Annotated in this window: 21 protein-coding genes; 10 read left to right on the top strand and 11 right to left on the bottom strand. The window is 68.1% G+C overall.

Annotated elements, in window-relative coordinates; genetic code table 11:
* Nucleotides 1-2: 2 nt before the first annotated feature.
* The 4 genes from CYR75_RS02840 to CYR75_RS02825 are packed head-to-tail and all read right to left on the bottom strand — an operon-like array spanning nt 3 to nt 2,734.
* Nucleotides 3-482 (bottom strand): DUF2948 family protein, encoded by a 480-nt coding sequence (locus CYR75_RS02840; protein WP_101498758.1) that lies wholly within the window; start codon nt 480-482, stop codon nt 3-5.
* A complete protein-coding gene (murA, locus tag CYR75_RS02835) occupies nt 475-1,758 on the bottom strand; it encodes a UDP-N-acetylglucosamine 1-carboxyvinyltransferase (protein ID WP_101498757.1) in 1,284 nt (427 codons plus the stop codon). Before murA ends, CYR75_RS02840 begins: the two co-directional genes overlap by 8 nt.
* Nucleotides 1,758-1,964, bottom strand: a complete 207-nt coding sequence (locus CYR75_RS02830; protein ID WP_101498756.1) for a hypothetical protein — start codon at nt 1,962-1,964, stop codon at nt 1,758-1,760. Before CYR75_RS02830 ends, murA begins: the two co-directional genes overlap by 1 nt.
* A 32-nt stretch (nt 1,965-1,996) precedes the next feature.
* The gene (locus CYR75_RS02825; RefSeq protein WP_101500828.1) at nt 1,997-2,734 is read right to left on the bottom strand and encodes an RNA methyltransferase; all 738 of its coding nucleotides are present in this window, start codon (nt 2,732-2,734) and stop codon (nt 1,997-1,999) included.
* 186 nt (nt 2,735-2,920) lie between these two features.
* On the opposite strand from CYR75_RS02825, the gene CYR75_RS02820 reads away from it, so the two are divergent.
* Nucleotides 2,921-3,559, top strand: coding sequence for a thiamine phosphate synthase (locus tag CYR75_RS02820; protein ID WP_101498755.1), 639 nt, complete (start codon nt 2,921-2,923; stop codon nt 3,557-3,559).
* 86 nt (nt 3,560-3,645) lie between these two features.
* Here the strand turns inward: CYR75_RS02820 and CYR75_RS02815 are convergent, their stop codons facing one another.
* The gene (locus CYR75_RS02815; protein WP_101498754.1) at nt 3,646-5,052 is read right to left on the bottom strand and encodes a class II 3-deoxy-7-phosphoheptulonate synthase; all 1,407 of its coding nucleotides are present in this window, start codon (nt 5,050-5,052) and stop codon (nt 3,646-3,648) included.
* A gap of 186 nt (nt 5,053-5,238) precedes the next feature.
* Between CYR75_RS02815 and CYR75_RS02810 the strand changes: the two genes are divergently transcribed.
* The 6 genes from CYR75_RS02810 (at nt 5,239) to CYR75_RS02785 (ending at nt 11,118) form a co-directional block, all read left to right on the top strand.
* Entirely contained in the window at nt 5,239-6,420 is a 1,182-nt protein-coding gene (locus CYR75_RS02810) for an ABC transporter substrate-binding protein (RefSeq protein ID WP_101498753.1), read from the top strand.
* A 121-nt stretch (nt 6,421-6,541) separates the two neighbouring features.
* Nucleotides 6,542-7,324: an ABC transporter ATP-binding protein gene (locus tag CYR75_RS02805; RefSeq protein ID WP_101498752.1), complete on the top strand. Its 783-nt coding sequence runs from the start codon at nt 6,542-6,544 to the stop codon at nt 7,322-7,324.
* Nucleotides 7,325-7,439: 115 nt separating this feature from the next.
* Complete coding sequence (locus CYR75_RS02800) at nt 7,440-8,270, top strand: ABC transporter ATP-binding protein (RefSeq protein ID WP_101498751.1); 831 nt, start codon at nt 7,440-7,442, stop codon at nt 8,268-8,270.
* 2 nt (nt 8,271-8,272) lie between these two features.
* On the top strand, nt 8,273-8,761 hold the full coding sequence (locus tag CYR75_RS02795; protein WP_101498750.1) for a hypothetical protein: 489 nt from the start codon (nt 8,273-8,275) through the stop codon (nt 8,759-8,761).
* Nucleotides 8,761-9,765, top strand: a complete 1,005-nt coding sequence (locus tag CYR75_RS02790; protein WP_101498749.1) for a branched-chain amino acid ABC transporter permease — start codon at nt 8,761-8,763, stop codon at nt 9,763-9,765. Before CYR75_RS02795 ends, CYR75_RS02790 begins: the two co-directional genes overlap by 1 nt.
* 12 nt (nt 9,766-9,777) lie before the next feature.
* The gene (locus tag CYR75_RS02785) at nt 9,778-11,118 is read left to right on the top strand and encodes a branched-chain amino acid ABC transporter permease (RefSeq protein ID WP_101498748.1); all 1,341 of its coding nucleotides are present in this window, start codon (nt 9,778-9,780) and stop codon (nt 11,116-11,118) included.
* Between the two features lie 44 nt (nt 11,119-11,162).
* On the opposite strand, the gene CYR75_RS02780 is transcribed toward CYR75_RS02785, so the two are convergent.
* The gene (locus tag CYR75_RS02780; protein ID WP_158644560.1) at nt 11,163-11,732 is read right to left on the bottom strand and encodes a CAP domain-containing protein; all 570 of its coding nucleotides are present in this window, start codon (nt 11,730-11,732) and stop codon (nt 11,163-11,165) included.
* 156 nt (nt 11,733-11,888) lie between these two features.
* Here CYR75_RS02780 and guaA point away from each other — a divergent pair, with 156 nt between their 5' ends.
* Nucleotides 11,889-13,448 (top strand): glutamine-hydrolyzing GMP synthase, encoded by a 1,560-nt coding sequence (guaA, locus tag CYR75_RS02775; RefSeq protein WP_101498746.1) that lies wholly within the window; start codon nt 11,889-11,891, stop codon nt 13,446-13,448.
* A gap of 63 nt (nt 13,449-13,511) precedes the next feature.
* On the opposite strand, the gene CYR75_RS02770 is transcribed toward guaA, so the two are convergent.
* Nucleotides 13,512-14,354, bottom strand: a complete 843-nt coding sequence (locus CYR75_RS02770) for an AAA family ATPase (RefSeq protein ID WP_101498745.1) — start codon at nt 14,352-14,354, stop codon at nt 13,512-13,514.
* Between the two features lie 191 nt (nt 14,355-14,545).
* Between CYR75_RS02770 and dksA the strand changes: the two genes are divergently transcribed.
* Together dksA and CYR75_RS02760 are read left to right on the top strand one after the other, a co-directional pair.
* Complete coding sequence (dksA, locus tag CYR75_RS02765) at nt 14,546-14,968, top strand: RNA polymerase-binding protein DksA (RefSeq protein WP_101498744.1); 423 nt, start codon at nt 14,546-14,548, stop codon at nt 14,966-14,968.
* Nucleotides 14,969-15,155: 187 nt separating this feature from the next.
* The gene (locus CYR75_RS02760) at nt 15,156-16,289 is read left to right on the top strand and encodes an FAD-dependent oxidoreductase (RefSeq protein WP_101498743.1); all 1,134 of its coding nucleotides are present in this window, start codon (nt 15,156-15,158) and stop codon (nt 16,287-16,289) included.
* A gap of 9 nt (nt 16,290-16,298) precedes the next feature.
* On the opposite strand, the gene glmM is transcribed toward CYR75_RS02760, so the two are convergent.
* From glmM to CYR75_RS02740, 4 genes are all read right to left on the bottom strand, one after another.
* Nucleotides 16,299-17,642, bottom strand: coding sequence for a phosphoglucosamine mutase (glmM, locus tag CYR75_RS02755; protein ID WP_101498742.1), 1,344 nt, complete (start codon nt 17,640-17,642; stop codon nt 16,299-16,301).
* Nucleotides 17,639-18,628, bottom strand: a complete 990-nt coding sequence (gene folP / locus CYR75_RS02750; RefSeq protein ID WP_101498741.1) for a dihydropteroate synthase — start codon at nt 18,626-18,628, stop codon at nt 17,639-17,641. Before folP ends, glmM begins: the two co-directional genes overlap by 4 nt.
* Nucleotides 18,625-19,407 (bottom strand): dihydroneopterin aldolase, encoded by a 783-nt coding sequence (locus CYR75_RS02745; protein ID WP_101498740.1) that lies wholly within the window; start codon nt 19,405-19,407, stop codon nt 18,625-18,627. Before CYR75_RS02745 ends, folP begins: the two co-directional genes overlap by 4 nt.
* Nucleotides 19,408-19,476: 69 nt before the next feature.
* Complete coding sequence (locus CYR75_RS02740) at nt 19,477-19,980, bottom strand: cell wall hydrolase (protein ID WP_101498739.1); 504 nt, start codon at nt 19,978-19,980, stop codon at nt 19,477-19,479.
* Between the last annotated feature and the right edge of the window lie 138 nt (nt 19,981-20,118).

The raw sequence follows: 20,118 nt of genomic DNA, 5'->3' as shown, positions 1-20,118 counted from the left end.
GGTCAGCGGTCGTCGTGACGCGGCATCTTGCCGGAATTGGCGACATAGGGCCGGGTGACGTCGCGCAGATCGAGGCTGACACATTCCATATCCGCCAGAATCGTCGCGTCCCCGGCGAAATCGAGTTCCAGCACCCCGGTTCCGTCCGGCCCCGGCTGCCAGCGCAGGGCCAGCAGCGACAGCACCTCGTCCGCGTCGCCGCGATTGATGCCATCGGCGCGCAGGCCGGTGATGTCGGACAGGACCAGCAGGGCGCGCACACGCTCGAACGGGCGGCCCTCGCGGTCGGCGGCCTCGGCGTCTTCCCAGCGAAAGCGGTTCAGCAGCAGCGCAAGCTGGCGGCGCTGGCGGTCAAAGGTGATGTCGGCGCCGGTCAGCACCGAGTCCTGCACCAGCATCGACAGGACCGAGACATCCTCGGCGCTTTCGCCGCGCAGTTGCAGCGGGCCGGGATCGGCGTCGTGGAAACTTGCGTCACTCATCGGGATGGGCCTCCTTGATGCGCTTGAGATTGGCGCCGACGCCGCGCAGCTTGCGGACCACGCGCTCGTAACCGCGGTCGAGGTGATAGACGCGGCTGACGACGGTCTCGCCCTCGGCGGCAAGGGCGGCGAGGATCAGGCTGATCGAGGCGCGCAGATCGGTCGCCATGACCGGCGCCCCGCGCAGCTTCTCGACCCCGGTGACGGTGGCGTGGCCGCCTTGAACCTCGATTTTGGCGCCCATCCGCATCAGTTCGGGCGCGTGCATGAAGCGGTTTTCGAAAATCCGCTCTTCAAGGACCGAGACGCCGTCGGCGGTGCACATCAGCGCCATCATCTGCGCCTGAAGATCGGTCGGAAAGCCGGGAAAGGGTTCGGTGACCACATCGACCGCGCGGACGCGGCCATTCTTGCGGCTGACCTTGATGCCGCGTTCGGTCTGGCTGACCGCGACCCCGGCCTCGTCCAGCTTTTCGCCGAAGGCCGCGATCAGGTCCATCCGGCCGCCCAGACATTCGACCTCGCCCCCGCAGATCGCGGGCAGCAGCATATAGGTGCCCAGCTCGATCCGGTCGGTGACGACGGGATGGGTGGCGCCGGACAGGGTCTGGACGCCCTGAATGGTGATCGTCCCCGTCGCCTCGCCCTCGATCTGGGCGCCCATGCGGCGCAGACATTCGGCCAGATCCACGATTTCGGGTTCACGCGCGGCGTTGGTCAGCACGGTCGTCCCTCGCGCCAGCGTCGCGGCCATCAGCGCGTTTTCGGTCGCCCCGACCGAGACCAGCGGAAAGTCGATCCGCGCACCCTTCAGCCCGCCCGAGGGGGCGCGGGCGTGGACATAGCCGTCGCGCAGGTCGAGCGAGGCGCCCATCGCCTCGAGCGCCTTCAGATGCAGATCGACCGGCCGCGCCCCGATCGCACAGCCGCCGGGCAGCGACACGGTGGCGGTGCCGAAGCGCGCCAGCAGCGGCCCCAGCACCAGGATCGAGGCGCGCATCCGGCGCACGATCTCGTAATCGGCCATCTGGCTGGTCAGGTTGTGGCTGGACATCGCCAGCACATGCCCGTCCTGCATCGAGGCGACCTCGGCCCCCAGCGATTGCAGCAACGCGGTCATGGTCTGGATGTCCGACAGGCGCGGCGCATTGGTCAGCGTCAGCGGCTGATCGGTCAGCAGCGTCGCCGGCATCAGCGTCAGGCAGGCGTTCTTGGCCCCGGTGATCGGAATTTCGCCGTGAAGCTCGCCCCCACCCTGCACGATGATCTGATCCATCATTCCTCGCTTTCTGCGGGCGCCTGTGGCGGCGCGTCCGGTCGCCGCCCCGCATCGGGCGCGTCTGTGGGGTCGGTGTCCTGTTCGGCCCGGGCACGGGCCTGCGCCTTGCGTCGGGCCAGATTGGCGCGAAGGGCGGCGGCCAGCCGATCCTCGCGGTCCTGATCCTGCGGCTTGCGGTCCTGCGGTGTGGGGGTCCGTGTCATGGCTGCCTGTTACCCTCTTGCCGGGGCGGGGTCTAGCGGGCGCGGGTCAGGTGACGCAGCATTCCGTGCAGCACCTGCACATCCGCACGGGTCAACGGCATCCGCGCCCAGAGGTTGCGCAGGTTCTGCTTCATCGACGGCGCCTTGAGTTCGGGGAAGAAATAACCCGCCTCGTCCAGCCGCCTTTCATAGTGATCGCCCAGCCGCTCGACCTCGACCCGATCGGCGGGGATCTCGCCCGGCGGGCGGCGGCCGGCGGGCATGGGCTGCATGGGCAGCCGGTCCTGCGCCCATTCGTAACCCAGCAGCAGCACCGCCTGGGCAAGGTTCAGCGACGGAAAGTCGGGATTGACCGGCACCGTCAGGATGGCACTGGCGCGCGCGACATCGGCATTGTCCAGCCCCGCCCGCTCGGGCCCGAAGATGAAGGCCACGCGCCCGCCCTGGGCGATCTCGGTCCGGGCGTGGGCGGCGGCGGTGGCGGGGGTGAAGATGGGCTTGGTCAGCTCGCGCCCTCGGGCGGTGGTGGCGAAGGCATAGCTGATCCCCTCCATCGCCTCGGCCAGCGTCGGAAACACCCGCGCCCGGTCCAGCACCCGCCCCGCCGCGCCCGAGGCCATGGCCACCGCACGCGGATTGGGCCAGCCGTCGCGGGGATCGACCAGCCGCAGCTCGGTCAGGCCGAAATTCAGCATGGCGCGGGCGGCAGCGCCGATATTCTCGCCCATCTGCGGGCGGGTCAGGATGATCACCGGACCCCCGTCGGGCATGGTGCCGCGCGGCGGATCGGCGGGGTCGGTCTGGGGCGGTCTGTGCTGGCTCATGCGGGTTGTTAGCGCCGGGCGCTTTTCCTCGCAAGCGGTCACGATGCCGACCGGCCCGCCGCGCCGCGCCTGCGGGCACTGGCGCGGCGGGGGCTGCGCTGCTATGTCGGCGACACCAAAAGGAAACTCCGGATGACCCAGCAGCCTGACACCCCTGCCAGCCCCGACGCCGCCACCGCGCCGCAGCTTTACCTGATCGCCCCGGTCGGGGCCGTTCCGGGCGCCATCGCCCCGCTTCTGGCCGAGATCGTCGAGCGGTTCCGCCCCGCCTGCATCCGCATCCCCGGCGCGGGCGACGAGGATCGGCTGGGCCGGGTCGCCGACGTGATCCGCGACATCGCCCACGCCTATGACATCGCCGTGGTCATCGACGACCATATCCAGCTGGCCCAGAAACACGGGCTGGACGGGGTGCACCTGACCACCGGCGCCAAGCAGGTCCGCTATGCCCGCAAGGAACTGGGCGCGGACGCCATCGTCGGCGCCTTCTGCGGCGCGTCGCGCCACGAGGGGCTGAGCGCGGCCGAGGCCGGCGCCGATTACGTCAGCTTTGGCCCGGCCGGCGAGACCGGCCTGGGCGACGGAGAGACCGCGCCGCTGGACCTGTTCGAGTGGTGGTCCGAGATGATCGAGGTGCCGGTGGTGGCCGAAGGCGGGCTGGACCCCGCGCTGATCGCCACCCTGTCGCGGATGACCGATTTCCTGGCCATCGGGCCCGAGATCTGGGGCGACGAGACCCCCAGCACAAAGCTGTCGACGCTGTGGCGCTGATCCGTTGGGCCACGCCCGACGCCGGATAGAACAGCAAAAGGGGGCCGCCTCGGCCCCCTTTTTCAATCTGGTCAGCGGTCCCGGCGTCAGACGGCGCGGGCGCGGGCCTCGGGGTCGGCGACGCGGCGGTTGCGCAGCTCTTCGGCGACCAGAAACGCCAGCTCAAGCGACTGGCTGGCGTTCAGGCGCGGGTCGCAGGCGGTGTGATAGCGGTCCGAGAGGTTTTCGTCCGTCACCGCGCGCAGACCGCCGGTGCATTCGGTCACGTCCTTGCCGGTCATCTCGAAATGCACGCCGCCGGGGATGGTGCCCTCGGCCTTGTGGACGGCGAAGAACTCGCGCACCTCGCGTAGGATCGAATCGAAGGGCCGGGTCTTGTAGCCGGTCGAGGATTTGATGACGTTGCCGTGCATCGGATCGCAGGACCAGACGACATTCGCGCCCTCTTCCCGAACCGTGCGGATCAGCCGGGGCAGATGCTCGCCCACGCTGCCCGCGCCGAACCGCGCGATCAGGGTCAGCCGACCGGATTCGTTGTCGGGGTTCAGCTTCTCCATCAGCCGCTTCAGGTCGTCGGCGGTGGTGCTGGGCCCGGTCTTCAGCCCGATCGGGTTCTGGACGCCGCGGGCGAATTCGACATGCGCGCCGTCCGGCTGCCGGGTGCGGTCGCCGATCCAGATCATGTGGCCCGACCCCGCCACCGGCAGGCCGGTGGTGGTGTCGATCCGCGACAGCGCCTCTTCATATTCCAGCAGCAGGGCCTCGTGGCTGGTGAAGAAATCCACCTGCCCCAGCTCATGCGCGGTGGCCGAGGTGACGCCCGCCGCCTGCATGAAGGCCATCGCATCGCGGATGCGGTCGGCGATGTCGCGGTAACGCTCGGCCTCGGGGCCTGACGTGAAATCCGCGATCCAGCTTTGCACGCGGTGGATATCGGCATAACCGCCGGTCGAGAACGCCCGCAGCAGGTTCAGCGAGGCCGCGGCCTGCGTATAGGCCGACAGCATCCGCTGCGGATCGGGGATGCGCGCCTCGGGTGTGAAGTCGAAGCCGTTGATGATGTCGCCGCGATAGCTGGGCAGCTCGACCCCGTCCACGGTCTCGGTCGCGGCGCTGCGCGGCTTGGCGAACTGGCCCGCCATGCGGCCGACCTTGACCACGGGCAGTTGCGCGCCCCAGGTCAGCACCACCGCCATCTGCAACAGCACCTTGAAGGTGTCGCGGATGTTGTCGGCGCTGAACTCGGCAAAGCTCTCGGCGCAGTCGCCGCCTTGCAGCAGGAAGGCCTGCCCCTCGGCCACGCGGGCGAGATGCGCCTTCAGCCGCCGTGCCTCGCCGGCAAAGACCAGCGGCGGGTATTTCGCCAGCTGCGCCTCGACCGCGTTCAGGGCGTCGGCATCGGGATAATCGGGCATCTGGACGCGCGGATAGGCGCGCCAGCCGGCCTTGTCCCAGGGGGCGGCGGCGGTTGTCTGGCGCTGATCCTGCGTCATGGCGAGGTCTCCCTTAGATATGGCCGCCGCATGTATAAGCCCTGCAGGGGCAAAGCGGAACCCCAACCTTGCCCGGCCCGGCGGCCCGTTCACCATGTAATGCGGGATCAAGTGAAACAACTTTACTTTTGCGGCGGGGCTTCGCTAACGTCTCTGTCATCAACAAGACCAACAGGGATTAAAAACATGAAACGTCTGCTTCTTGCCACGGCCGCAACCGCGCTGATCGCCGGCGCCGCCGGAGCCGAGGAAGTCAAGCTGGGTCTGCACCTGGGCTTCACCGGCCCGCTGGAATCGATGGCGCCGAACATCGCCGCCGGGGCCGAGGCCGCGGCCAAGGAAATCAGCGAATCCGGCAAGTTCCTCGACGGCTCGACGGTGGTGACGCCGCGGTCCGACACCACCTGCATCGACGCCGCCGCCAGCGTATCCGCGGCCGAGCGTCAGGTCGCCGACGGCGTCCGCGCCATGGTCGGCGGCCAGTGCTCGGGCGAGACCATCGCCACGCTGGAAAAGGTCGCGATCCCGAACGGCGTGCTGATGATCTCGCCCTCGGCCACCTCGCCGGCGCTCAGCACCATCGACGACCAGAACCTGTTCTATCGCACCTCGCCGTCCGACGCGCGTCAGGGCGAGGTCATGGCGGAACTGGCCAAGGCGCAGGGCATCGAATCGGTGGCCATCACCTATACCAACAACGACTATGGCAAGGGTCTGGCCGACAGCTTCCAGGCGGCTTTTGAAAAGCAGGGCGGCACGGTCACCACCTCGTCCGCGCATGACGACGGCAAGGCGGATTACTCGGCCGAGGTCGCGGCACTGGCATCGGCCGGCGGCGACGCGCTGGCGGTGGTCGGCTATGTCGATCAGGGCGGCTCGGGCGTGACCCGTGCCTCGCTCGATACCGGCGCATTCGACAAGTTCATCTTCCCCGACGGCATGATCGGGCAGGAACTGGTCGACCGCTTCGGCTCGGAAATCGAAGGCTCGATCGGCATCAACCCCGCCGCCGAAGGCGATGGCCGCGACCGCTTCGAGGAACTGGCCAAGGAAGCCGGCTTCGACGCCTCGGGCCCCTATTCGGCCGAGGCGTATGACGCCGCAGCCCTTATCCTGCTGTCGATGCAGGCTGCCGGGTCGTCCGACCCCGCCGCCGCCAAGGAAAAGGTGATGGAGGTCGCGAACGCGCCGGGCGAGCAGATCCTGCCGGGCGAACTGGCCAAGGGGCTGGAACTGCTGGCCGCGGGCGAGGACATCGACTATGTCGGCGCGTCCTCGGTCGAGCTGGTCGAGCCGGGCGAAAGCGCCGGTTCCTATCGCGAGACGACGATCAAGGACGGCAAGCTGGAAGTGGTTGCCTATCACTGATCGACCCTGTCTTCGGCCCGGCGCGGTGGCGTCGGGCCGTTTTCATTATCTCTGGCGGCGCTTTTTCGGTTACGCTAAAGGGCGGCCGCACTGATTTGTCATTCGCACGACAGGGGGCGGAATGATCCGGGTCGAGAACCTGCACAAGAAATTTGGCGGATTTTCTGCCGTCGATGGCGCCAGCCTGCGGATCGAGACCGGGTCCATCACCGGGCTGATCGGCCCCAACGGCGCCGGAAAATCCACGCTGTTCAACGTGATCGCCGGGGTTCACAAGCCGACCTCGGGCCGGGTCTGGATGGATGGCGAGGACATCACCGGCCTTGCCCCGCACCAGCTGTTCCACAAGGGGCTGCTGCGGACCTTCCAGCTGGCGCACGAGTTTTCGTCGATGACCGTGCGCGAGAATCTGATGATGGTGCCCGCGGGCCAGACCGGCGAGACGCTGATCAGCACATGGTTCGCCCGCCACCGCATCCGCGCCGAGGAACGCGCCCTGCGCGAACGCGCCGACGAGGTGCTCAATTTCCTGACCATCGGCCATCTGGCCGAGGAACGCGCCGGCAACCTGTCCGGCGGGCAGAAAAAGCTGCTGGAACTGGGCCGCACGATGATGGTCGACGCCAAGATCGTGTTTCTGGACGAGGTCGGGGCGGGCGTGAACCGCACGCTGCTGATGACCATTGCGGACGCCATCGTGCGGCTGAACAAGGAACGCGGCTATACCTTCTGCGTCATCGAACATGACATGGATTTCATCGGCAAGCTCTGCGACCCGGTGATTGTCATGGCCGAGGGCAAGGTTCTGGCCCAGGGCAGCGCCGACAGCATCATGCAGAACGAAGCCGTGATCGAGGCCTATCTGGGCCGCGGCCTCAAGAACAAGGACATGGTCAGCGCATGACCCGCCAGCCCGCCCGCGTCCCCCGGCCCCATCCAGCGCCGGGCGTTGCCGCGCCGGCGGCGGCATCGCGGCCCGGCCGCGTCCGCGCGACCCACCAGCAGGAGACATCCCGCGCATGAGCGACAGCGATCCATTTTCGGGACGCGGCAACCGCGACCGCTCGATCGTCAACCCCCACGGGCGCGGTCAGGTCGATGGCGAGCGTCGATCCGGCCCCGTCGGCCCCGGCCGGCCCGACGATCCCTTCCTGATCGGCGAGAACATGACCGGCGGCTATGGCAAGGGCCCCGACATCCTGCACGACTGCACCATCGCCGTCGAAAAGGGCCAGATCGCCGTCATCGTCGGCCCGAACGGGGCCGGCAAATCGACCGCGATGAAGGCGCTGTTCGGGATGCTGGAACTGCGTCAGGGCTCGGTCCGGCTGAACGGCAAGGACATCACCCAGTTGAACCCGCAGGACCGGGTCAAGGCGGGCATGGGCTTTGTGCCGCAGGTCAACAACATCTTCCCCTCGATGACGGTCGAGGAGAACCTGGAAATGGGCGCCTTCATCCGCGAGGACGACATCCGCGAGACGATGGCCCAGGTCTTCGACCTGTTCCCGATCCTGAAGGACAAGCGCCGGCAGGCGGCGGGCGAATTGTCGGGCGGGCAGCGCCAGCAGGTCGCGGTCGGGCGTTCGCTGATGACCCGGCCCAGCCTGTTGATGCTGGATGAACCCACCGCCGGCGTCTCGCCCATCGTCATGGACGAGCTGTTCGACCGCATCATCGAGATTGCCCGCACCGGGCTGCCGGTGCTGATGGTCGAACAGAACGCCAAGCAGGCCATGAACATCGCCGACAAGGCCTATGTGCTGGTGCAGGGCGCCAACGCCCATACCGGCACCGGGCAAGAGCTTATGGCCAACCCCGAGGTGCGCCGCACCTTCCTGGGGGGTTGAGCGTGGCTGTCCGCACCCCCCTGCCCCTGCTCGCGGCGCTGGCGCTGACGGCCTGTCTCGCCGCCCCCCTTGCCGCACAGACGGCGGACCTGCCGCCCGCTGGCGCGGCGCCGGTGGATCAGATCGCGCCGATCTCGGACGCCGCACCGATGCAGGACGGCACGCCGGACGCGCAGTCGATGACCTTCGAGTGCAGCTTTCAGACCGAATGCAGCGACACCGACTGCGCGGCCTCGGACTATGGGGGCCGGCTGACGGTGATCTCTGACGGCGCGGGGCTGTCCGCCGCCGATTGGCAGGACGGCGCTGAAACCCTGGCGCTTGCCGCAGCGGTGCAGGGCGGCCGCGTCATCGCCGCTTCTGCCGCGCCCGAGACCGGCAAGCCGCGCATGTTCAGCGTCATGCCGGACGGGCAGGCCCGCCTTACCACACATCTGACCGATCCGATCATGGCGATCACCCATATCGGCTCCTGCGAGGTCGCGCGATAATGGATATTCTCAACGCCCTCGTGGCATTCCTGAACTTTGTCTTCATCCCGGCCGCCGCCTATGGGGCGCAGCTTGCGCTCGGCGCGCTGGGCATCACGCTGATCTACGGCATCCTGCGGTTTTCCAACTTTGCCCATGGCGACACCATGGCCTTTGGCACCGCGATCACCATCATCGCGACCTGGGCGCTGCAATCGCTGGGCGTCAGCCTGGGGCCGCTGCCGGTGGCGCTGCTTGCGCTGCCCTTCGGCATCATCGGCTGCGCGATCATGGTGCTGGCCACCGACCGCGTGGTCTATCGCTTTTACCGGCGCAAGAAATCCGATCCGATCATCCTGGTCATGGCCTCGGTCGGGGTGATGTTCGTCACCAACGGCCTGACCCGCCTGCTGATCGGCGTGGACGAGATCCGGTTTGCCGACGGCGCGCGCTTTGTCATCGACGTCCGCAGCTTTCGCGAATGGTCCGGCCTGTCCGAGGGGCTGGCCCTGCGCACCACGCAGGTCATCACCGTGGTCATGGCCGTGCTGGTGGTGTGGGCGCTGTTCTGGTTCCTGAACCGCACCAAATCCGGCAAGGCCATGCGCGCCTATTCCGACAACGAGGATCTGGCCCTGCTGTCGGGGATCGACCCGGACCGGGTGGTGCGGCTGACCTGGATCATCGCCGCCGCGCTGATGACCATTGCCGGCACGCTTTACGGTCTGGACAAAGCATTCAAGCCCTTCAACTATTTCCAGATCCTGCTGCCCATCTTCGCCGCCGCCATCGTCGGCGGTCTGGGCAGCCCGATCGGGGCCATCGCCGGCGGCTTCATCGTCGCCTTTTCCGAGGTCGCGATCACCTATCCGTGGAAGAAGGTCGCCGATCACCTCGGGATCGAAACCGGCGGTTCGCTGCTGCAACTGCTGTCCACCGAATACAAATTCGCGGTCAGCTTCGTCATCCTCATCATCGTGCTGCTGTTCCGGCCCACCGGCCTGTTCCGCGGCAAGTCCGTGTAAGGGGGTCAGATCATGGCAACGACACGTCAAGCCGAAAGGTCCAGCCCCTGGCGCGCACCGATCCTGTTCGGGGTGCTGGCGCTGCTGTTCGTGCTGGAGGGCACCACCCGCAACGCGCTGTTCAGCGGGTCATGGAACACCTCGCTCGCGATCCTGAACATGGGCATCATTTCGGCCGTCATGGCGCTGGGGCTGAACATGCAATGGGGCTATGCCGGGCTCTTCAACTCTGGCGTGGTCGGGTTCCTGGCCATTGGCGGGCTGGCGCCGGTGCTGATCTCGGTCGCGCCGGTCGAGGGCAGTTGGTCGGCGGGCGGGATGCGCGTCGCCGTGGCGCTGATCGTCGGGCTGGGGACGCTGTTTCTGGCCTCTTACACCTGGCGCAAGCTGCGCGGGACATGGCGCGTCCCGGCGCTGCTGGCGGTGCTGATCATCGGCTTTGCGCTGTATCGCTGGCTGTTCGATCCGGCGGTCATGGCGATCGAGGCCAATCAGGCCGCGCAATATGGCAATCTCGGCGGGCTGGGCCTGCCGGTGCTGCTGTCCTGGCCGGTGGGCGCGCTGTTCGCCGCCGCCGCCGCCTGGGGCGTGGGCAAGGTGGCGCTGGGGCTGCGCTCGGACTATCTGGCGATTGCGACGCTGGGCATCGGCGAGATCATCGTCGCCGTGCTGAAGAACGAGGAATGGCTGGCCCGCGGGGTCAAGAACGTCACCTCGATCCCGCGCCCGGTCCCGTATGAGATCCAGTTGCAGCAGGACCCCGAATTCGTCGCCCGCGCCGCGTCTTGGGGGATTCCGCTGGCCGAGGCCTCTGGCATCTGGGTCAAGCTGGCCTATGCGGGGCTGTTCAGCGTCGTGCTGATCGCGCTGATCCTGCTGGCGGAACTGTCGCTGAAATCGCCATGGGGCCGGATGATGCGCGCGATCCGCGACAACGAGGTCGCCGCCGACGCGATGGGCAAGGACGTGACGGGACGGCATCTGCAGGTCTTCGTCATCGGCTGCGCGGTGATGGGGCTGGCCGGTGCCATGATGATCACCCATGACGGGCTGATGGCGCCGACCCAGTATAACCCGCTGCGCTATACCTTCCTGGTCTGGGTCATGGTCGTGGTCGGCGGGTCCGGCAACAACTGGGGCGCTGCACTTGGCGGCATCCTGATCTGGTTCCTGTGGACCAAGGCGGAAAGCTGGGGGCCGCAGCTGATCGCGCTGCTGACCAGCCCGCTGCCGGCCGGGGCGCTGAAACAGCACCTGATGGAAAGCGCCGCGCATATGCGGTTCATCGCCATGGGGGCGGTGCTGCTGCTGGTGCTGCGCTTCTCGCCACGGGGTCTGGTGCCCGAGAAATAGGAAAAGGGGCCGCGAGGCCCCTTTCTTCATCCCCGAACGGCGGCTTAGCTACAGCGATCCGCCATCACCAGCGACCACCAATAGCGCCCGCCCGAGGCGACCATCCCGATCCCGGCATCGTCGAACTTGTTGTGGACAAGGATCTCTTGATCGGGCTTGTGGGCCAGCCATTGCGCCATCTGGCCCGTCGCCCCGCCCTGCTGCCCGATCAGCTGCGCCGAGGAACAGGCCGAATAATTCACCGCCCGGATCCGGTCGACCACCGACGAGCCGTTCGACCCGGCGACCCCCAGCCGCCCCATCCGCGCCATGTCGCAGGCATGGGCCTGGGCCGCCACCGCGAGTTCGGGCCGGAAGGTCAACGCGCTGCGCCCCAGCCGCGTCCGTTCGGCATTGATCTGCTGTTCCAGCACCGCCAGCTGCGCCGGATCGGGCGCGGGGCAAAGCGGCGCCAACTCCTCGGTCGCAGGCGCGGGCAGGTTGGGATTGGCCGTGGCGGGTGTGGTGAAGGGCTGTTCCGAGTCGCCCGCCGCACTGGGCAACTCGCAGCCGGCAAGCCCAAGCATCAGCGCGGGGGCCAGGGCCCATGACAAAAAGCTGGCGGGACGCGGCATGGACACTCTCCTGTTCGCGGGGAAGATATTGAGATCGCGGATAAATCGGAACGCCCGCCGCAGCCGCAAGGTTCCCCCACGCGCCGCCCGCGCGACCTGCGGCGCGGCTTGCCACCCGCTCTTGCCTTGCCCGGCGGCGGCGCGTAAATCCCGCACATGACCCAGCATCAGCGCCTTCTCATCATCGATTTCGGCTCTCAGGTGACGCAGCTTATCGCGCGCCGCCTGCGCGAGTTGAACGTCTTTTGCGAAATCCTGCCCTATCAGGCGGTCACCGACGCCAAGCTGGCCGAGATCGCGCCGCTGGCGGTGATCCTGTCCGGCGGCCCCGACAGCGTCACGCGCGAGGGCAGCCCGCGCGCGCCCGACAGCCTGTGGACGCTGGGGGTGCCGGTGTTCGGGATCTGCTATGGTCAGCAGGTGATGATGCAGCAGCTTGGCGGGCAGGTCGAGGCCGGGCACCACGCGGAATATGGCCGCGCCTATGTCACCCCGGCCGAGGGCCATCGCGGCGATGGCATCTTTGCCGGGCTGTTCCCCGACGGGCGCGAGCAGGTCTGGATGAGCCATGGCGACCGCGTCACCCGCATCGCGCCGGGGTTCGAGGTCATCGGCACCTCGCCCAACGCGCCGCTGGCGATGATCGCGGACGAGGCGCGGCGTTTCTATGCCGTGCAGTTCCACCCCGAGGTGCACCACACGCCGAACGGCGCGCAGATGCTGGAAAACTTCGTCCGTCTGGCCGGGTTCACCGGCGACTGGACCATGGCATCTTATCGTGACGAGGCGATCCGCAAGATTCGCGAACAGGTCGGCGACAAGCGCGTGATCTGCGGGCTGTCGGGCGGGGTCGACAGCTCGGTCGCGGCGGTGCTGATCCACGAGGCGATCGGCGATCAACTGACCTGCGTCTTTGTCGATCACGGCCTGCTGCGCCTGAACGAGGCGGACGAGGTCGTGACCATGTTCCGCGACAATTACAACATCCCGCTGATCCATGCCGATGAAAGCGACCTGTTCCTGACCGCGCTTGAAGGCGTCAGCGACCCGGAGACAAAGCGCAAGCTGATCGGCAAGCTGTTCATCGACGTCTTCCAGCGCGAGGCCGCGCAGATCGACGGGGCCGAGTTCCTGGCGCAAGGCACGCTCTATCCCGACGTCATTGAAAGCGTCAGCTTCTCGGGCGGGCCGTCGGTCACGATCAAGTCGCACCACAATGTCGGCGGGCTGCCCGAAAAGATGGGGCTGAAGCTGGTCGAGCCGCTGCGCGAACTGTTCAAGGACGAGGTCCGCGCCCTGGGTCGCGAGCTTGGCCTGCCCGACAGCTTCATCGGCCGCCACCCCTTTCCCGGACCCGGTCTGGCCATCCGCTGCCCCGGCGAGATCACCCGCGAAAAGCTCGAGATCCTGCGCAAGGCCGATGCGGTGTTCATCGACCAGATCCGCCGCCACGGCCTTTACGACGATATCTGGCAAGCCTTCGTGGCGATCCTGCCGGTCCGCACCGTGGGCGTCATGGGCGACGGCCGGACCTATGATTTCGCCTGCGCGCTGCGGGCGGTGACCTCGGTCGACGGGATGACGGCGGATTACTATCCGTTCAGCCATGAATTCCTGGGCGAAACGGCGACCCGGATCATCAACGAGGTGCGCGGCATCAACCGCGTCACCTATGACATCACCTCGAAGCCGCCCGGCACGATCGAGTGGGAATAGCGACCGGCTGACACGGGACGCGGCGGGGCATCCGCCCTGCCCATCCGCCCGTGATCCCGGCGGTTAACGCCCCTGCCGTCGGGCCAGAAAGGACAGCTTTTCGAACAGCGCCACATCCTGTTCGTTCTTCAGCAAGGCGCCGTGCAGGCGCGGCAGCATCTCGCCCGGCGCCTTCTTCAGATCCTCGGCGGTCAGATCCTCGGCCAGGATCAGCTTGAGCCAGTCCAGAAACTCGGAGGTCGACGGCTTTTTCTTCAGCCCCGGCGCCTCTCGGATCTCGAAAAAGCGGGTCAGCGCCTCGTCCAGCAGGCGCGGTTTCAGGCCGGGGTAGTGGACGGCCACGATCTGCGCCAGCGTCTCGGCGTCAGGAAAGCGGATATAATGGAAAAAGCAGCGGCGCAGGAAGGCGTCGGGCAGTTCCTTTTCGTTGTTCGAGGTGATGATGACGACCGGCCGGTGACGGGCGCGGATGGTCTCGCCGGTCTCGTAGACGTGGAACTCCATCCGGTCGAGTTCCTGCAGCAGGTCGTTGGGAAACTCGATATCGGCCTTGTCGATCTCGTCGATCAGCAGCACCACCTTGCCCGGCGCCTCGAAGGCCTGCCACAGCTTGCCCTTGCGGATATAATTGCCGACGTCATGGACGCGCGCATCGCCCAGCTGGCTGTCGCGCAACCGGCTGACGGCGTCGTATTCATACAGGCCCTGCTGCGCCTTGGTGGTCGATTTCACGTTCCATTCGATGATCGGCAGGCCAAGGCTGGTCGCGACCTGCCGGGCCAGCTCGGTCTTGCCGGTCCCCGGCTCGCCCTTGACCAGCAGCGGGCGTTCCAGCGTCACCGCCGCGTTCACCGCGATCGCGAGGTCGGGCGGGGCGATATATGTCTGGGTCGAGGCGAATTGCATCTGCGGTTCCTTTCCTGCCCCGGCCGCACATCTTCGGCAGGGTCGCGTCTGCGCGGACCCTAACGGCGTCGCAATCGCCGGACAAGTCGCGGCAGCGTGACGCAATCGATCCGCTAGTGACAAGCATCCGCGCATCCCTTAAAGGGGGCGCAAGGATCGGGGGACAGGCACCCCGCGCCATCGGAGGATGTATGAAACAGCAGATTTTCCTGCCCGATGACTATCGCCCCGCCGAGGACGAGCCCTTCATGAACGACCGCCAGCTGGAGTATTTCCGCCGCAAGCTGGAGGCCTGGAAGGCCGAATTGATCGAGCAATCCGCCGAAACGCTGGAAGGCTTGCAGGACAGCGCGCGCAACGTCCCCGACCTAGCCGACCGCGCGTCCGAGGAAACCGACCGGGCGCTGGAACTGCGCACCCGCGACCGCCAGCGCAAGCTGGTGGGCAAGATCGACGCGGCGCTGCGCCGGATCGCGAACGGCGAATACGGCTATTGCGAGGTGTCGGGCGAGCCGATCAGCCTCAAGCGGCTGGATGCACGTCCCATCGCCACCATGACCGTCGCCGCGCAGGAAAAGCACGAGCGCCGCGAGCGGGTGCACCGCGACGACTGATCGCTGACGGGCATGGGGCTGATCGCCCCGCCCATCGCCCGACCTCTTGCTGCGGTTTCTGATGGTGCCTGCCGACGCCCCGCGCCCAGATGCCGCATGTCGCCGCCTCCTTCCGCTCTCTATCCCGAACTCTGGCCCTGCCGCGGATGGTCGCGGCCGGGTCGCCTGTTTTCCGACCGGGGGTGCCATGACCGGCCATCTGCAATCGCGTGACATCACCATCATCGGCGCCGGGATCGCCGGGCTGACCGTGGCGCTGGCGCTCGCGCAGCGCGGCGCGCAGGTCACGGTGCTGGAACGCGCCGGCGCGTTTCGCGAGGTGGGCGCGGGCTTGCAGATTTCGCCCAATGCCGGCCGCGTGCTCGAGGCGCTTGGCCTTGGTCCGGCGCTGGATGCCGTCTCCGTGCGCTCGGACGGCGTGGTGCTGCATGACCGCGCCGGGCGGCAGGTGGCGCGGATGCCGCTGGCCGCGCATCGGCCGGGGGCTGCGTTCCGGATGATCCACCGCGCGCGGCTGGTCGAGGTGCTGGAACGCGCCGCCCGCGCCGCCGGCGTCACCGTCACGCTGGATCGCGAGGTGGCAGAGCTGCCCGAGCTGCCGCTGCTGATCGGCGCCGACGGGCTGCACAGCCGCGTGCGCCGCGCGCTGAACGGGCCGGAGACGCCCTTTTTCACCGGCCAGACCGCTTGGCGCGCGCTGATCCCCGACGATCCCGGCACGCCCGATCCCTATGCCCGGCTGTTCATGGGGCCGGGTCGGCATCTGGTCAGCTATCCGCTGGGACGGGGTTTGCGCAACATCGTGGCCGTGGTCGAGCGTCCCGACTGGACCGCCGAGGGTTGGTCGCATCAGGACGACCCCGCCCATCTGCGCGCCGCCTTTGCGGGCTTTGGCGGCAAGGTGCCCGGCTGGCTGGCGCGGGTCGAGCAGACCGGCATCTGGGGCCTGTTCCGCCACCGCGTCGCGCCCTGCTGGCAGGACGGGCGGCGCGTCATCCTGGGCGATGCCGCCCATCCGACCCTGCCCTTCATGGCGCAGGGCGCGGTCATGGCGATCGAGGATGCGTGGACGCTGGCCGCCTGTCTTGACGCAATCCCAGATCAGGCGGGGGCGCTGGCGCGCTATCAGGCGCTGCGGGTGCCGCGCGTGACGCGGGTGATCGAGGCCGCGAACGGCAATGCCCGCAACTATCACCTGACCGGCCCGGCGCGGCTGCTTGGTCATGCCGGGCTGCGCGGCCTGTCGCGGCTGGCGCCGGGGCTGCTGATGGGGCGCTTCGACTGGATCTATGACCACGATCCGCTGGCTGTCCGCCCCTAGGGTCGCCGCTCAGGCGCCTTTCTGGACGGCGGCCACGATGGTTTCGACCACATCGCGCAGCAGCGCCTCGTCCTCGGCCTCGGCCATGACGCGGATCAGCGGCTCGGTGCCCGATTTGCGGATCAGCACCCGGCCGGTGCCCGACAGCCGCGCCTCGCCCTCGGCGATGGCGGTCTTGACGCCGTCTGCGGACAGGGGCGTGGTCCCCGCGGCAAAGCGGACGTTCTTCAGCATTTGCGGCACCGGCTCGAACTGGGTCAGCAGGTCCGAGGCGCTGCGCCCGGTGTCCAGCATGGCGGCCAGGAATTGCAGCCCCGCGATCAGCCCGTCGCCGGTGGTGGCGTAATCGGTCATGACGATGTGCCCGGACTGCTCGCCGCCGAGGTTGAAGCCGCCCTCGCGCATCCGCTCGACCACATAGCGGTCGCCGACGGCGGTGCGTTCCAGCCGCAGGCCCCGCGCCTGCATGAAGCGTTCGAGGCCCAGATTGGACATCACCGTGGCCACCAGAGCGCCGCCGCGCAGCCGGTCCTGATCGGCCCAACGCCCGGCCAGCAGCGCCATCAGCTGATCGCCATCGGCCACGCGGCCCTTTTCATCGACCAGCATCAGCCGGTCGGCGTCGCCGTCCAGACAGATGCCCAGATCGGCACGGTGATCCAGCACCGCCTGCGCGCAGGCCTCGGGGTGGGTCGAGCCGACGCCGTCATTGATGTTGCGCCCGTTCGGCTCGACACCGATCAGCACCAGCTCGGCCCCTAGTTCGTACAGCACATCCGGCGCGGCGCGATAGGCGGCGCCATGGGCGCAATCGACCACGACCTTCAGCCCGTCCAGCCGCTTGGTGGCCGAGAAGGTGGTCTTGGCATATTCGACATAGCGCCCGCGCCCGTCATCGATGCGCTTGGCGCGGCCGATATTGGCGGGATCGGCGGGGCGGATCTGGCCGGCGACGATGGTCTCGATTTCGGTCTCGGCCTCGTCGGACAGCTTGAAGCCGTCGGGGCCGAAGAACTTGATGCCGTTATCGTCCGCCGGGTTGTGGCTGGCCGAGATCATGATGCCCAGATCGGCCCGCATCGAGCGCGTCAGATAGCCCACCGCCGGCGTCGGCACCGGACCCAGCAGCAGCACGTTCATGCCAGTGCTGGTCAGCCCGGCGGTCAGCGCGTTTTCCAGCATGTAGCCCGACAGCCTTGTGTCCTTGCCGATGACCACGCGATGCCCGTTGCGCCCGTCGCGGCGGAAATAGCGCCCCGCCGCCGCGCCCAGACGCAGCGCCATCTCGGCCGTCATGGGATCGCTGTTGGCGCGTCCACGCACCCCATCGGTGCCAAAAAGCTTGCGGGTCATGATCCTGCCTCTGTCCTTTCTGTCACGGCGCGCCACAGGGCCAGGCCCTGCCGCACCACTGCCACGTCGTGCACCCGGTGCATCTGCACCCCCTGCGCCACCGCCGCAAGGGTAAGCGCCAGCGTGCCGGGCGCACGGTCGAGCGGGTCCGGCGCCTGGCCGATCTCGCCGATGAAGCGTTTGCGCGAGACGCCCAGCAGAACCGGGCAGCCAAGCGCGTGAAACAGCCCGATCCGCGCGAGGATGGCGAGGTTATGCGCGGTCGTCTTGCCGAAACCGATGCCGGGGTCCAGCACGATCCGCGCGCGCGGGATGCCCGCCGTCAGCGCCCGGTCCAGCCGCTCCTGCAGCGCGTCATAGACATCCAGCAGCACATCATCATAGCGCGGATCGTTCTGCATGGTCGCGGGCACGCCCTGCGCGTGCATCAGGCACAGCGCCACGCCGCTACCCGCCACCACCCCGGCCAGCGCCGGATCGAAATCGAGGCCAGAGACGTCGTTCACCATCCCGGCCCCGGCCCGGATCGCCGGCCCGGCCACGCCCGCCTTGCGCGTATCGACCGAGATCGGGCAGCGCGCAGACAGCGCCGTGATGGTGGGCAGGATGCGCGACAGCTCGTCAGCCTCGCTGATGTCAGCGGCGCCGGGGCGGGTGGATTCGCCGCCGATATCCAGCAGATCCGCGCCCTGTTCGATCAGCGCGGTGCCGTGACGCAAGGGCTCGTGCAACCCGCCATCGGAAAAGCTGTCGGGCGTCGCATTGACCACGCCCATGATCTGCGGCCGGTCAAGCGCCAGCCCCATGATCGGCGGTCGGGGCGCGGTCAGCCGCGCCAGAACATCGGCGGGCGCGGCGCTTGAGGGCAGGATCTGCGGTGGGGCGTGGCGCGACAGCCGCTCGATATGATCGAAGCGCAGCCAGCCACCGGCGAGAGGCAGCGCGCCCTCGCTGACCGGAATGGGACGCCAGTAGAATTCGCTCATCCGCCGACCCGGTTCAGGGGGATTTCGGTCGTCAGCTCGGGCATTGCCGCCCCCGCTGGCAGCGCCAGATCGAGGCGGCTCGCCGCCATCCGCTCGGCCAGCCACAGCGCCAGTTTGACCGGCTCGGCCGCAAGGTCCGGCACATCGGCCGCCATGCGCGACGGCGCCCAGAGGATCGGGCGGCCCTCTTTCACCGCCCAGTCAAGCTCGGTCCGGCTGTCGGCCACATGCAGCCCCAACTGCCCGCCCAAGGCCCAGGCCGCCTGATCCAGCGCCAGCAGCGCGATCCGCCGCGCATTGCCGCCCGAGGGCAACGGCAGGCCGGGCGCGTCGGGGACCACGATCACCGCGCCGGTCGGCGGCGGCACCGGCGCGCCGTGAAACAGCACCACCGGGGCGGGCGCGGCCTGCACAGGATCGACGCGGCCACGGCGGCGCAGCAGCGTCACGCCAAGCGCGCCGGGGATGCGGTCCAGCTTTTCCACGCTGACCCGCACGCAGGCGGCAGCGGGATGGGCCAGCACCTCGGCCGCGATCTTTTCGGCCAGTGTTTCCAGCAGGTTGAACCGCGCATCCGCCAGCGCCGTCGCCACCGCATCGGTCAGCACGTCATAGGACAGGATGCGGTCCACATCATCGCCCGCCGCGTCCACGGCGTCGGCCATATCGGCGGTCAGGTTAAAGCGCAGCCGCTGGCGATGGCCGCGTTCGGACTGAAAGGCGCCGATCTCGGCCTCGATCAGGTAGTCGCGCAGATGGATCTGGTCAGGTTCGTCCATGGCCCCAGATCCCAAAGAAAACGCCCCGCCGCAAGGGGCGGGGCGCGACCTTCATCGCGTCATGCGAGATTATTTCGAGGCGACGCGGCGGCCCTGACGATAGAACACATGGCTGCCAATCTTCTGGGTGCGGGTAAAGCGCTTGGACCAGGACGGGCGCACGGCGGTGGTGTGGAAATAGGTGGCGCCGTTGGTCAGTTCACGCGGGGCACCGGCCAGCGCGTCGGCGGCGATCTGGCGGGCGCGGGCGGCGGCGGCGGCGTTCGACATGCGCCGGCCCTTGTTATAGGTGAACTGGCCGCGCTGATGGACGACGCCACAGACCGAGTTCGGGAAGGTGCGGCTGTCGACGCGGTTCAGGATGACCTCGGCCACGGCGCGCTGGCCGCTGCGACCCTCGCCGCGGGCCTCGAAATACAGCGCCTCGGTCAGGCAGGCGAGCGAATCCGCGCCGCCATAGCTGGTGTTGGTCAGGGTTTCCGGTCCTTTGGCGGGGTCGGCTGCGGCGGCAAGGGGCAGCGCCAGCGACACACTCACAACGAGGGCGGCCAGTTTACGGGTGAGCGTAAGCATATGGCAGTATTCCTGTCTCAGGGGTCGCCGACCGAGCAGAGGCCGGCTTGTTTCTGAGCGGAACCTACGCAGCCAAAACACCAGGCCGCCACGCGAGACGGCGTGAGGTTCCGCGAAAACCCTGATTAACCAGCTTTT

The organism is Paracoccus jeotgali (genome assembly GCF_002865605.1).
GTDB classification, from domain to species: domain Bacteria; phylum Pseudomonadota; class Alphaproteobacteria; order Rhodobacterales; family Rhodobacteraceae; genus Paracoccus; species Paracoccus jeotgali.
This window is presented reverse-complemented; position numbering and strand designations above follow the sequence as displayed.

Coding starts and splice junctions, on each gene's coding strand:
- CYR75_RS02840 (WP_101498758.1), bottom strand. CDS start 482: ATGAGTGACGCAAGTTTCCACGACGCCGATCCCGGCCCGCTGCAACTG.
- murA (WP_101498757.1), bottom strand. CDS start 1,758: ATGGATCAGATCATCGTGCAGGGTGGGGGCGAGCTTCACGGCGAAATT.
- CYR75_RS02830 (WP_101498756.1), bottom strand. CDS start 1,964: ATGACACGGACCCCCACACCGCAGGACCGCAAGCCGCAGGATCAGGAC.
- CYR75_RS02825 (WP_101500828.1), bottom strand. CDS start 2,734: ATGCCCGACGGGGGTCCGGTGATCATCCTGACCCGCCCGCAGATGGGC.
- CYR75_RS02820 (WP_101498755.1), top strand. CDS start 2,921: ATGACCCAGCAGCCTGACACCCCTGCCAGCCCCGACGCCGCCACCGCG.
- CYR75_RS02815 (WP_101498754.1), bottom strand. CDS start 5,052: ATGACGCAGGATCAGCGCCAGACAACCGCCGCCGCCCCCTGGGACAAG.
- CYR75_RS02810 (WP_101498753.1), top strand. CDS start 5,239: ATGAAACGTCTGCTTCTTGCCACGGCCGCAACCGCGCTGATCGCCGGC.
- CYR75_RS02805 (WP_101498752.1), top strand. CDS start 6,542: ATGATCCGGGTCGAGAACCTGCACAAGAAATTTGGCGGATTTTCTGCC.
- CYR75_RS02800 (WP_101498751.1), top strand. CDS start 7,440: ATGAGCGACAGCGATCCATTTTCGGGACGCGGCAACCGCGACCGCTCG.
- CYR75_RS02790 (WP_101498749.1), top strand. CDS start 8,761: ATGGATATTCTCAACGCCCTCGTGGCATTCCTGAACTTTGTCTTCATC.
- CYR75_RS02785 (WP_101498748.1), top strand. CDS start 9,778: ATGGCAACGACACGTCAAGCCGAAAGGTCCAGCCCCTGGCGCGCACCG.
- CYR75_RS02780 (WP_158644560.1), bottom strand. CDS start 11,732: ATGCCGCGTCCCGCCAGCTTTTTGTCATGGGCCCTGGCCCCCGCGCTG.
- guaA (WP_101498746.1), top strand. CDS start 11,889: ATGACCCAGCATCAGCGCCTTCTCATCATCGATTTCGGCTCTCAGGTG.
- CYR75_RS02770 (WP_101498745.1), bottom strand. CDS start 14,354: ATGCAATTCGCCTCGACCCAGACATATATCGCCCCGCCCGACCTCGCG.
- dksA (WP_101498744.1), top strand. CDS start 14,546: ATGAAACAGCAGATTTTCCTGCCCGATGACTATCGCCCCGCCGAGGAC.
- CYR75_RS02760 (WP_101498743.1), top strand. CDS start 15,156: ATGACCGGCCATCTGCAATCGCGTGACATCACCATCATCGGCGCCGGG.
- glmM (WP_101498742.1), bottom strand. CDS start 17,642: ATGACCCGCAAGCTTTTTGGCACCGATGGGGTGCGTGGACGCGCCAAC.
- folP (WP_101498741.1), bottom strand. CDS start 18,628: ATGAGCGAATTCTACTGGCGTCCCATTCCGGTCAGCGAGGGCGCGCTG.
- CYR75_RS02745 (WP_101498740.1), bottom strand. CDS start 19,407: ATGGACGAACCTGACCAGATCCATCTGCGCGACTACCTGATCGAGGCC.
- CYR75_RS02740 (WP_101498739.1), bottom strand. CDS start 19,980: ATGCTTACGCTCACCCGTAAACTGGCCGCCCTCGTTGTGAGTGTGTCG.